The 12,044-nt window shown below is 63.6% G+C and carries 10 protein-coding genes; 4 read left to right on the top strand and 6 right to left on the bottom strand.

Annotated features, from left to right (window positions below):
- Positions 1–26 precede the first annotated feature (26 nt).
- The 4 genes from U5782_RS00415 to U5782_RS00400 all read right to left on the bottom strand — a co-directional run bounded on the left by U5782_RS00415 (position 27) and on the right by U5782_RS00400 (position 4,586).
- Positions 27–1,199, bottom strand: a complete 1,173-nt coding sequence (locus U5782_RS00415; RefSeq protein ID WP_322041893.1) for a polysaccharide biosynthesis/export family protein — start codon at positions 1,197–1,199, stop codon at positions 27–29.
- Positions 1,196–1,657 carry a low molecular weight phosphotyrosine protein phosphatase gene (locus U5782_RS00410; protein WP_322041892.1) on the bottom strand — a complete coding sequence of 154 codons (462 nt, stop codon included), beginning with the start codon at positions 1,655–1,657 and terminating at the stop codon, positions 1,196–1,198. Before U5782_RS00410 ends, U5782_RS00415 begins: the two co-directional genes overlap by 4 nt.
- A gap of 48 nt (positions 1,658–1,705) precedes the next feature.
- A complete protein-coding gene (locus U5782_RS00405; protein WP_322041891.1) occupies positions 1,706–3,130 on the bottom strand; it encodes a UDP-glucose/GDP-mannose dehydrogenase family protein in 1,425 nt (474 codons plus the stop codon).
- 76 nt (positions 3,131–3,206) lie between these two features.
- Entirely contained in the window at positions 3,207–4,586 is a 1,380-nt protein-coding gene (locus tag U5782_RS00400) for an undecaprenyl-phosphate glucose phosphotransferase (RefSeq protein WP_322041890.1), read from the bottom strand.
- 493 nt (positions 4,587–5,079) lie between these two features.
- Between U5782_RS00400 and U5782_RS00395 the strand changes: the two genes are divergently transcribed.
- A complete protein-coding gene (locus U5782_RS00395) occupies positions 5,080–6,600 on the top strand; it encodes a mannose-1-phosphate guanylyltransferase/mannose-6-phosphate isomerase (RefSeq protein ID WP_322041889.1) in 1,521 nt (506 codons plus the stop codon).
- A gap of 242 nt (positions 6,601–6,842) precedes the next feature.
- On the opposite strand, the gene U5782_RS00390 is transcribed toward U5782_RS00395, so the two are convergent.
- Positions 6,843–8,039, bottom strand: coding sequence for a transposase (locus U5782_RS00390; protein WP_322041888.1), 1,197 nt, complete (start codon positions 8,037–8,039; stop codon positions 6,843–6,845).
- Between the two features lie 730 nt (positions 8,040–8,769).
- Between U5782_RS00390 and U5782_RS00385 the strand changes: the two genes are divergently transcribed.
- A complete protein-coding gene (locus U5782_RS00385) occupies positions 8,770–9,237 on the top strand; it encodes a DUF2501 domain-containing protein (protein WP_322041887.1) in 468 nt (155 codons plus the stop codon).
- A gap of 124 nt (positions 9,238–9,361) precedes the next feature.
- Complete coding sequence (locus U5782_RS00380; protein WP_322041886.1) at positions 9,362–9,835, top strand: hypothetical protein; 474 nt, start codon at positions 9,362–9,364, stop codon at positions 9,833–9,835.
- Positions 9,836–9,857: 22 nt separating this feature from the next.
- Here U5782_RS00380 and U5782_RS00375 read toward each other — a convergent pair whose 3' ends face one another.
- On the bottom strand, positions 9,858–10,463 hold the full coding sequence (locus U5782_RS00375; protein ID WP_322041885.1) for a DUF4337 domain-containing protein: 606 nt from the start codon (positions 10,461–10,463) through the stop codon (positions 9,858–9,860).
- 360 nt (positions 10,464–10,823) lie between these two features.
- On the opposite strand from U5782_RS00375, the gene U5782_RS00370 reads away from it, so the two are divergent.
- Positions 10,824–11,963 carry a helix-turn-helix transcriptional regulator gene (locus tag U5782_RS00370; RefSeq protein ID WP_322041884.1) on the top strand — a complete coding sequence of 380 codons (1,140 nt, stop codon included), beginning with the start codon at positions 10,824–10,826 and terminating at the stop codon, positions 11,961–11,963.
- The last annotated feature ends 81 nt before the right edge of the window (positions 11,964–12,044 follow it).

The following is a 12,044-nucleotide window of genomic DNA, read 5'->3' as shown; positions in this document are numbered from 1 at the left end:
TGCGTGGGAGGAAAGACCTCACGCCCTTAGCGCGTGATCTGCTTCAGGTAGAAGACGGTCTGCACCGTTGGCAGGATCTGCTGCAACAGGCGGTTGAACGTCGTCGAGGCGGCCGTACCGACGTACACGACATCCATCGGCTTGAGCTGGAATTGCGACGACAGCATGATCGCGTCGGGCTTCGTCATATCGAGGCGATAGATCTCGGGCTGCGTCGGGTTGTTCTTCATGCCGCGCATGACGAACACCTGGCGCGGATTCGCATCGGTATCCAGAATGCCGCCCGCGGAGGTCAGCGCATCGGCAATGGTGAGATTGCCGCGGATCATGCCGGTCTGGATCGGCGTCTTGACTTCGCCCATCACAAATACTCTGCTGTCCGAACGATCCGGCACATTGATGATGTCGCCGTCCTGAAGCATGACGTTTTGCGTCGCATCGCCCGAATCGAGCAGGCGGTTGGCGTCGAGCACATAGAGCTTGCCGCCGCGCGTGAGGCGCACGCGGTTGATGTCCGCGTTGTCGGTGCTGCCGCCCGAACGCGTGATCGCGTCGATCAGCGTGAGCGGCACGTCGCTCATGGACAGCGGGCCCGGCGTCTTCACGTCGCCGGTCACCTGGATCTTCTGGCTGCGGTAGGCGAGCACGCGCACGTCCACCTGCGGATTCTTGATGTAGGGCCCCAGGCCCGAAGCCAGTTGATCGCGCAACTGGCCAGGCGTCTTGCCAGCCGCCATCACGCGGCCCACGAACGGGAAGTAAATCGTGCCGTCCTTCGACACGGTCTGCCCATAGGGGTCCGACTGGCCCGACAACGCATTCGTATAGGGCTGCGTGAGCGCCTGCCCCACCGTCTGCGTGGTGTTGCCGCCCGTGGAGAACGTCGAGCCCTGCGGCGTCGAGAGTTCCGGGTGGTCGTACACCGTCACGCCGAGGATGTCCTGCGGCGCGATGTGATAGACGTAGTCGGTCGGCGACGTGTACTTCGAAGGCGGCAGATCGGCCTTCTGCGCCGCCGCGGCCTGCGCCTGCTGCATGACGAGCTGCGAGTCGATCAGATGCACGTCGTACTTCTGCTGCGGCTGATTGCTCGGCTGCTCCTTGAGGCTGGAGGTGTCGAGGTAGTTGCCGGGCGCGGTCGCGCACGCGGAAACGAAGGCGCTCAGCGCCAGCACGCTCATCAGATTGAGTTTACTCATTGGCATATTCGGCTCAGCCATCCCTTAACCAGACGATCCATCAACTCCAGACTCTCGCGATACGTGGCCTCATCGAGACCATGCGGATCGGCGACGTCCGAGTTTTCCCAATTCCCGAGCGCATAGACCTTGCCGCGCGCGGTCGGCTCGATGCGCTCGACCGCGCTAACCTGGCTGCGCTCCGTGACCAGCACGAGGTCGGCCTGACGCACGAGGCGGCTCGTGAGGCGGCGCGAGCGGTGCTCGCCCACCTCGACGCCGCGCTCGGCGAGCAGGCGTTGCATCACCGGGTCCATGTCCGCGCCTTCCTGCGCGCGCAGACCCGCCGAGTGAAACGCGCCGGAATGCTCGCGGGTGCGTTCCTGCAAGTGCTCGCGAAGACGCGCGCGAAACAGCTGTTCCGCCGCGGGCGAGCGGCAGACATTCGCGTGGCAGACGATCAATACGTCGTTGAACATGGCCCTGTGACTCCTCGGTTTGCGACTTTTCCGGCTATCCGGCGCGCGTTACGCGCTCACCGGCGTGGCCGATTGCGTCGCCGCCTCGGCACGCGCGCGGCTCGCCTGCGCCGCGCTCGCGCGACCCACGGCGTGGTACTCGATGCCGAGTTCCTGCAGCGAAAGCGGCTCGTAGAGATTGCGCCCGTCGAACACGATGGGCGTTTTCAGTTGCGTCTTCAACGTTTCGAAATCCGGCGCCTTGAACACCTTCCATTCGGTCGCGACCACCAGTGCATCGGCACCCTTCGCGGCTTCCATCGCGTCGTCCACATAGACGAGGCGTTCGAGCTGTTCGGGCGTTTTGTGCAGATCGAGCGCGATCACGCGCTGCGCTTCCTTGACCGCGACCGGGTCGTAGGCCTGCACGCGTGCGCCGCGCGCGAGCAGTTCGGCGATCAGCGTGCGGCTCGGCGCCTCGCGCATATCGTCGGTATTCGGCTTGAAGGCGAGACCCCAGAGACCGAAGGTGCGGCCCGTGAGATCGGAGCCGAAGCGCGTGGCGATCTTCTGTGCCAGCACCTGCTTCTGCGTTTCGTTCACCGCTTCCACGGCGCGCAGGATCTGTAGCGGCTCGCCAAAATCCTCAGCAGTGCGCATCAGTGCCTTGACGTCCTTCGGGAAACACGAGCCGCCGTAACCGCAGCCCGCATAGAGAAAGTCGTAACCGATGCGCGGATCGGAACCAATGCCACGGCGCACCGCTTCGATATCCGCTCCCACGCGGTCGGCCAGATTCGCCAGCTCGTTCATGAACGAAATACGCGTGGCGAGCATCGCGTTAGCCGCGTACTTGGTGAACTCGGCCGACTGCACGTCCATGTAGAGCGTGCGTTCGTGGTTGCGGTTGAATGGTGCGTAGAGGCGCTTCATCACTTCGCGCGCGCGCTCGCCGGGCACGTCTTCGTCGCAGCCCAGCACGATGCGGTCGGGTCGCGCGAAGTCGTCGATGGCCGCGCCCTCCTTGAGGAACTCCGGATTCGATACCACGGAGAACATGTGGCTTTCGCCGCGCTTGCGCAGCTCCGACGCGATCGCGTCGCGCACCAGCGCCGCCGTGCCGACCGGCACCGTCGACTTATCGACGATCACCTTGAAGCCGTTCATCAGGCGGCCGATGTTGCGCGCGGCGCTCAGCACGTATTGCAGATCGGCGGAACCGTCCTCGTCGGGCGGCGTGCCCACGGCGATGAACTGCACGTCGCCGTGCGCGACGGCGGCTTCGACATCGGTCGAGAACGTGAGCCGGCGCGCGCGGCGGTTGCGCTCGATGATTTCCTGAAGGCCCGGCTCGTGAATCGGCACGATGCCTTGATTGAGCAGGTCGATCTTGCGCTGGTCCACGTCGAGACAGAAGACGTCGTTGCCGATGTCGGCAAGACACGCGCCCGTCACGAGACCCACATAACCGCTGCCAATGATCGTCAGATTCATGCCCACCTCAAATGTGATTGCCTGTTGGTTTCCACCTGGGTCGCGACTGTGTGTACACGCCGCGAGCCTGGTTGGCTCAGTACGCGTTCTGGCCTGCGAAGCCCTTCCACATGGTCATCGCGACGATGCGCAGATCGAGCGCGAAGCTCCAGTGCTGCATGTAGTGCAGATCGAAGCGCACGCGATCGCGCATCTTTTCCACGCGATCGGTTTCGCCGCGAAAGCCATTGACCTGCGCCCAGCCGGTAATGCCGGGCTTGATGCGATAGCGCGCCATGTAGCCGCGCACGAGATCCTTGTAGATGTCGTCGTGCGCCAGCGCGTGCGGACGCGGTCCCACGACCGACATCTCGCCCTTGAGCACGTTGATGAATTGCGGCAGCTCGTCGAGGCTCGTGCGGCGCAGGAACGCGCCCACGCGTGTCACGCGCGGATCGTTGCGGCGCGCCTGCGTGATCTGGCCTTTGGCTTCCGCATGGACCTTCATCGAGCGGAACTTGTAGATTTCGAACTCGTTGCCGTCGAGCCCCTTGCGGCGCTGCCTGAAGAACACCGGGCCCTTCGACGTGAGCTTGACCGCCAGCCCCACCAGCGCGAAGAGCGGCGCGAGCGCGATCAACACGGCGCCCGCGAAGGCGATGTCGAACACACGCTTGGGCAGCACGCTCAGATCGGTGACCGGCGAAGCGGCCAGATTGATCGCCGGCACACCCAGCAGATCCACCACGGGCTGACTGAAGAACGAGAGGCTGCGCACATCGGGGATGAAGCGGATGTTCACGAAGTCGTTGCGCATCGCCATGACGATGCGGTGAATCGTGCGCTCCTTCGTGATCGGCAGCGCGAGCCACAGTTCGCGGACCTCATGCTCGCGCACGAATTCGAGCATCGCTTGCAGGTTGCGCTCGACCGGCACGCCGTCGAGACGGGCATCGCCATCGGCATCGCTGTCCTCGTCGTACACGAGCGCCGGATGAAAGCCCGCTGCCGGGTGGCTCTTCATCTGCTCGATCAGAAAGCGCGCATAGCGCGGGCCGCCCACCACCGCAACCGTCTTCAGGTTATAGCCCTCGCGGCGCAGGCTGCGCAGCACCATGTGCACGAGCGCCTTCGATAGGATCAGCAACGCGACCGACGCCACCACCCAGTAGGCAAGCCAGACGCGCGAGAGCGAGTCGGCGCGGTGCACGCTGAAGCTCAGCAGGATGCCCGTGCATTCCACGGCAATCCACGCAGCGCACACGCGTGCCGCCAGCACATAAAGCGACTTGCCGCGCCACGACTGGTAGATGCCGAAGGCGGGAAACATCCAGATCGCCAGCACGCAGTTGAAGGCAAGCGCCACGCTCTCCACATCGGAGAGCGCCGCGAACCGTCCGTGGTGCAGGGCGGCCGCGAGCAGCGCGCCGGCGGCGATGGCGGCAACATCGATGATTCTGGCTAGAACGCTCAGCATGTCCGGCACCTCGGTTAAAAAAAATGAAATGCAGCCACGCGTTTTGCATCATGGCCGCCGCTACAGGAATTTGGGGAAATACGCCGGAATCGCTCCAGCGCTCACGAATCGCATCCGAATAAACCCTAATAAAGCGCTATAAAAATTCCGCGCGCAAGGTCAAAAAGTATCTCCAAATGTTTCGATGCTAACGACCTATTTTTTAGGCATTTTTTTCGGCAACGATTGCCTGAAGTACCGCCTGCCAAGCCTTTGCGGCCTTCCTCCATGTGGAAAAATTTGCCGAACAACTTACGTGCACGCTTGATTTATTTCGCAACAATTCCATCTCGCTCTTTATTTTTCTTCTATTTTTTATTCGGATCTATTCATCATGAATCGGCATTTTTTAATTTAATCCGAATATTTTCCGTTTTCTTCTTTACGACTCTTTTTATTGCAATTTTATGCATGCTACAAATCGCAGAACCGAAACCCCTTTCAGGAGAGCGAGATGACGGATACGGGTTCCGCAACGGCCTCGGCACGCGCGGTTCAGACGCATGGCGATTCGCGCAACGCATTGCAGGTCTGCCCTGTCGTATTGGCAGGCGGCGCGGGTTCGCGGCTGTGGCCGCTGTCGCGCGAGCAATACCCCAAGCAGATGATCAACCTCGTCGGCGAGCGTTCGCTGCTCGCGGATACGGCAGGCCGTCTCGACGCGCTGGCCGAGCGCGTGCCCCTCGCCGACAAGCTCACGATCGTGTGCAACGAAGAGCACCGTTTCACCACCGCCGACCAGGTGCGCGCGGCCGGCAAGGAAGCACGCCTGATTCTCGAACCGCTCGCGCGCGACACGGCCCCGGCGCTGACGATCGCGGCGTTGTCCGTGACGTCGACGCAAGAGGACGGCATCCTCGTCGTGATGCCCGCTGACCACGCACTCGCGGATCTCGAAGCGTTTCAGGCCGCAGTCGCAGACGGTGTGCGCCACGCGGCCAACGGCCAGATCGTCACGATGGGCATCGTGCCCACACGCCCGGAAACGGGCTACGGCTATATTCACGTAGGCGAACCGCTCGCCATGCAAGAGCCGAATGGCGCGCGGCGTCTGAACGGCTTCGTCGAAAAGCCTTATATCGAACTCGCCCAACAGTACGTCGCCTCGCAGCGCTACTGGTGGAACAGCGGCATCTTCATCGTGCGCGCGTCGACGTGGCTCAAGGCCATCCGCCACTTCCAGCCGGCGATTTACGAGGCCTGTGCAGCGGCTGTCGAACAAGGCAAAGGCGACGGCGACTTCTTCCGTGTCGACCCCGAGTGCTTCGCGCGCTCGCCGTCGAACTCGATTGACTACGCGGTGATGGAGTCGCTGTCGGGCGACACCTCGATCGCCAGCGGCGTGGTCGTGCCGCTCGCAGCGGGCTGGACCGACCTCGGTTCGTGGGACACGGTCTGGCAGGTCGCGCCGAAGGACGACGCCGGCAATGTGGCGCAGGGCGAAGTCATGTTCGAAGGTGCGAGCGATACCTTCGCCCACTCGGACGGCCGCCTGATCGCGTGCCTGGGCACCGAGAACCTGGTGGTGGTCGAAACCGCCGACGCCGTGCTCGTGGCCGACCGCTCGCGTGCCCAGGACGTCAAGAAGATCGTCCAGCGCCTGAAATCGCAGCGCCGCAGCGAAGCCGTCGCGCACCGTCTGGTGCATCGCCCGTGGGGCCATTACGACAGCGTCGATAGCGGCGAGCGCTTCCAGGTCAAGCGCATCGTGGTCGAGCCCGGCGCACGGCTGTCCTTGCAGATGCACCATCATCGCGCCGAACACTGGGTCGTCGTGCGCGGCACGGCGCTGGTCACGCGCGGCGAGGAACGCTTTATCGTTTCGGAGAACGAATCGGCCTATATTCCGCTGGGCGTGGCGCACCGGCTGGAAAATCCAGGCAAGATGCCGCTCGAGATCATCGAGGTGCAATCCGGCTCGTACCTCGGCGAAGACGACATCGTGCGTCTGGACGACCAGTATGGGCGGCAGTGACCCGGGCAGCGACCCGGCAGTGACTCATGCGTTCGAGCCCGCGAGGGCTTGAACGCATGGGTGCATCACCGGGCGCCCAGCGCGCCCTGTACCTGATGATAATGAACGGAGACAGCACTGGCTGAGCCGCAGCGGGAACACTGCGATCTCGATTGACGGCACGCCTGCGCAGCAAGATGAAACGGAAGATGCGTTCGACGAGCAATGTGGAAACGGCTGCCGATTGCGTCGGCGGCCGCCGCCTAGCTCAGATGCGTTCTGAAGCGCGATGCGAAGGGATGGCGATCGGCGCCCGTCGTGCTGGAGGACGATCCGTCGCGTGTGTCGCCACCGGCACGCAGGGTGCTGCTGGTATAGCGTTGCAACGGCGCATGCCGCACGATGCCCGCGACGTGCGTAGAGGCGCTCGCGACAGCGGTGGCGAGCGCGGGCGCCGCAACCGGCATCGTGCGCGTCACAACGCTGCTGCTCGCGCTGGCGAGCGAAACACCCGGATCGTTGTCCGGGGCATCGAAGTCAGCGCCACCATTCGTGCTCTGCGCACCCTCGCGCTCGATCCACTGGCGTGCCCAGTCAAAGGCGAAATGGCGCGCCGCGTCGCCGTCCTCGAACGGCGGACCGATCAGGCCCGAGCGCTCCATGCGTTTGCCGTCCTTGAGAATTTCCGCGGCCGCGCGATACATGCCGCGATGCAAACGATTGCGCGCGACTTCCACGCTCAGATGGATCACATAGCCGCGCCATTCGGCGATCTGCTCGGCCAACGGCGCGGTATCCGCCGTCTCGAACTTTTCCTCGGGCACGACCGTGCGAGCCGCCAGCGGCTTGTTCACGCGCGCGGCGTGCGCACTGGCGTCAGCTTGCGCGCGCACCACGGCCGAGCCGTGCCCCGCCCTGGCGACGGGCGTGCGCTGCCGGGGTGGATGCTGCGCCTTGGCCAAAGCCTCGTCCAGACGGGCGAGCTGGCGCGTCATGCTCTCGATAGGGTCGGCCGCGAGCGGCGCATCGGCGAGCGATGCGGGCGCCTGCCAGGCTTCCGGGCTCTTCCAGTAAACGGCGGGCAAACCGTCGTCCTCGACGGTCTCTTCGACCACGACCGCCACGGCGGGCGCGGGCGTGCTTGCCACGGCCTGCGCCTGGGCAGGCTCGGGCACATAGACGAAGCTGCGGCCGCGCTGCGCCAGCAGCTGCACCAGTTCGAGGAGCGTGCCGCTCACGTGCCAGTCCTCGAAACGGCGACGGCAAGTCGGTCCGGACGGATAACGTGCGGGCAGGCGCGACCAGGATTCACCGGTCGTCAAGATCCACAGCACGGCGTTTGCCACGACGCGCGGCTCCGCGCGCGGGCGGCCGCGGCGGTTGAGCCGTATAGGCGGTTCATCGGATACGAGCGAGGACACCAACATCCACTCGTCGTCGCTCAGTTCTTCGAAATTCATGCTGTTCTCCACGCAGCCGGACCGGGGCTGCTGTGACGGAGCGTCGCTCGCGGATCTTGCTGTCCGCGTGGGCGTGCTCGGTTGCACCATATGTTTATATGACTTGTTCATTTGCGTCACCGACTGCACATTGGCAGTGCGTGTGTTCACGGTATTGACGCAAAGAACGTGGTCTCACTCGTGCAAGGGAGAATTTGTGCAGGAAGCATACCACCTCAAACCAGCCGATGAGGAGAGCCGTAATAAGTGTTACGGTTAGAAACAAAGTCAGGCTTTGCATGGCGCGGAATATGCCCGATCGCGCTTGCAAAATCCTCCGCAATTCCTTTTCGACCCGATAGAAAAGCCCTTGCAGCAAGGCTTTTTCGCTAGCGTATGCGTCTTGCAAGACAGCTGTTGCATTGCTGTAGCGTCGTGAATGGATCCTTTATGCGTAATTCTTCGCGCATCGCATGCTCGCCTCATCGCAGGGTCCTATTCAATTCCGTGCATTCTCTTGCCCAGCGTAATTTCAATTGCATCGACTTCAGATCAACGTCGCATCACTTCGCTACGTTACTTCGTTTTCCGAAACTCTGTTGTGCCCACAACAAATGACATGGCGATGAATAACACGCATTGTGGTGGTTGCACCACGTGTTTCATGCCGACCGCATGCGGCCACCCAGCCAGGGCCAGGCGGCGAATCCGTCTATAGTACGAAGGCCATCGCCTGCAAGGAGAATCGTGTATGCAAACATTCACAACACGCGGCGTCCGCGCCCTGATCGCCGCGACCGGCATCGCCGCCGCCCTGCTCGCCCCGTGGCATGGCGCGCAGGCCCAGCTCGGCAATCTGCTCAACCAGAGCGGCAGCAGCGGTTCGACCTCGGGCGCACTCGGCAATCTGGGAGGACTCGGTTCGCTCTCCGGTTCGTCGGTCACCTCAAACAGCATGGGCAACGTCACCGGCCTGCTCCAATACTGCATCAAGAACAACTATCTCAACGCCGACACGGCCGGCAACGTGAAAGACTCGTTGCTCAGCAAGCTGCCCGGCGGCGCCTCCACCACCGATAGCGGCTACGAGAAAGGCACGAGCGGCATTCTCACGGCCGGCAACGGGCAGCAACTCGATCTCTCGGGCAGCGGGCTCAAGCAGGCCGCCACCAAACAGGTCTGCGACAAGGTCCTGAGCCAGGCCAAGTCGATGCTGTGAGCGCGCGGGACAAGATGGCGGCGCGGCGCAAAGTGGCGCAATTTGTGTGCCGCCCTCTTGAACAGGAAGGGGGTTTCGGTGTCGAATGGGTTCCAACGGAATTCAAGCGGTTTTCGTCACTGCCATGAAACAGCGCCGAGTCCCCGTGGTGCCCTCCTTTGCAACCTTCGCCGCCTTCGTCGCGCTGGCGACGCTTCTTGGCTTGTGCACGCCGCTTGGCGCGCAGGCGCAGGATGCGCAAGACACACGGTTCGATTGCAAGTCGAATCCGCATGAATTTATTTCGTCGCTGATTGACGAAAAGTCGATCGATCCGAGTCCGAGCCGGGTCGAGGCGAATTCGGTCAATGCGTTCCGGCCGGTGCACGGCAGCCGCCTGAGCGCATTCGGCTTCCCGATTTATGTGGTTCTGGGCTACGCGCGCGACGACACCTTGTTTCACCGCGGCGCGGGCAAGGAGATCAAGGCGCCGCTTTATGGCGTCGTGGTGTCCGCGCCAGCAGATTCGGTGCGCTCGCGCGTGAGCGAGGCCAACAGCGACGCCACGGTGAAATCCGTGGTGCCGCTGCTGCTGACCGCCATCGTGTGCGGCGGATAGAACGCCTGCGTCTGTGGCGCGATCAGCCCGCGATGAACGCGAGCGCGCCCATCACCACGCCCGCCACGCCAACCCCCACCGACGTACGCAGCAGCCACTTGCGGCGCGTGAGCAAGGTGATTGCCGTAAGCGCGATCGAAATCTGGATCAGCGTGGTGGCCTGCGCCCAGCGATGGTGGCCGTGGAGCAGCTTCTCGGCGTGCTCGTCGTCGGCTTCCACCTGCTTTTCAAGCGCCTCCGCCTTCGCGCGGATCGGGTCCTTCTCGTGGCGATAGCGGTCGGCGTCGGCGGCGAAATGCTGCTGCGCCTGCGTCGCATTCGGCGCGAGCGCGGCCAGCGATGCGCCCAGTTCGGCGAGATTCTGCTTCTCGCCCTTGGCCTGGTAGTAGGCCCATTGGTTCGCGGCCTCGGTCTTGTGGATCGCCGCTTCGTTCTTGTAATAGAGCGCGAGATTTTCGCTATTGCCGCTCTGGTACGAGAGGATCGCGCCGATCGAGGCGAGGATCGCCGTCATCACCGCCATGCGGCCCGGAAAGGGATCGCGCTCGTCACCATGCCCGCCGTGGCCAGACGCGGCATGTTCGACCGCGTGATCGTGCGGCCCGTGCACTTCATACTCTTCAGACATCCAACGACTCTCCGGTGTGACTCATGTAAATTGCGCGCGGCGCTTGCCTGCCGCGCCGCGTCCCATGCAGGACGCTTAATTATCGTGAGCGCGGCCCGCTTGTCCAGTCCCCTTTACGCCCGTCACAAGAAGAAAGAGAAACGCATCGAATCGAAATTCGATTGAAAGGTTTTTCGTCTATCTATAGGAGAATGCGCCCGATGTGCTGCGGCGCAGGGTCCGCGCGGGCTGTTTGCTAACGTGGCCGCGGCCTCTTATTGTGCGCAATTTTGCTGCGCGGCCACATTTCTCGCTGCTGCCGGCTTGTCATGCAGCCAGCCTCCCTAACCGTGCTTTCGCCGCCCCGGCACGGAGCCCAGCATGCCGTCACCGCCAGCCGCCGACGCCCTCGGCAGTCTGATCGACGCCATTTACGACGCGGGACTCGACACGCGCCAATGGCCGGAGGTATTGGCGCGGATCGCTCGCCGTGTTGGTGCGGCGCATGTGAATCTTTCGGTGGTCGCAAACGGCAGCGCATTCGGTCTGGCACGCTGGAGCGGTATCGACACCAGCTTCGCGCTTAGCTACGCACAGCACTATGGCGCGCTCGATCCGCTCGTGCCGCAGGTGCGTCGCTGGCCGGCCGGCACGCTCGCGACCGATGCGATGATCCGTCCACAATCCGCCCATATGAATAGCGCGTTCGTCCAGGAATGGGTCAGGCCTCAGCACATTCAGGCTGTGGCGTTCGCGAGCGTCCTGCATGAATACGGTCATGCGGGCGTGCTCGGTGTACTGCGAGACGTGCCGCGCCCATTCGAGCAAGCCGAACTCGATGTGTTGCGCGCGCTCCTGCCGCATCTGCGCAACGCCATCCGCGTGCAGCGCCGCCTGGAGTCCGTGCAGGCCCACGACGGCCATGATCCGCTCGAAGCGCTCGATGCCTTCGATGCGCTCGACTCACTCGCACAGGGCGTGCTGATCGTCGATGGCAAAGCGCGCGTGGTTTTTGCCAACCGCGCCGCCGCCGCGCTGCTGGCGCAGCCGCACGGATTGCGCGAGAGCCGCCACGGCCTGCAGGCGCCCTCGTCCGAGGCCACGCAGCGACTCCATGCCTTGATCGTCAGTGCGGCACACAGCAAGACGCCAGCCCGCGCAGGCGGCGCCATGCTCATCGAGCGCGCCGCGCCCGGCGCACCGCTACAGGTGCTGGTTTCGCCGCTCGGCGCGCGGCGCGGTACGGCCATGCTCATGCTGATCGACCCGCAGGCCACGCGGCACGGGATCGAACAGCGCCTCGTCGCGCTCTACGCGCTCACGCCCGCCGAAGCGCGCGTGGCCTGCGAAATCGGCAATGGCGGCAATCCGCGCGATATCGCGCAGGCGTTGCAGGTGCTGCCGTCGACCGTGCGCACGCATCTGCATCATGTATTCGCGAAGACCGCTACGCGCGGCCAGCCCGACCTGATGCGCCTCGTCGCTCTACTCGCGCAACTGACGCATGCGCGCGGCGATTGAATCGACGATCGATTCGACGTCGGAAAAACGAACGGCCCGCGCAATCTCCCGTTTCATGCGGGAAACTGCGCGGGCCGTGGC

It is taken from the genome of Paraburkholderia sp. J67 (genome assembly GCF_905220265.1).
In the GTDB taxonomy this organism is placed as follows: domain Bacteria; phylum Pseudomonadota; class Gammaproteobacteria; order Burkholderiales; family Burkholderiaceae; genus Paraburkholderia.
The sequence above is the reverse complement of the archived record's forward strand: the minus strand, read 5'-3'. Positions and strand labels throughout refer to the sequence as shown.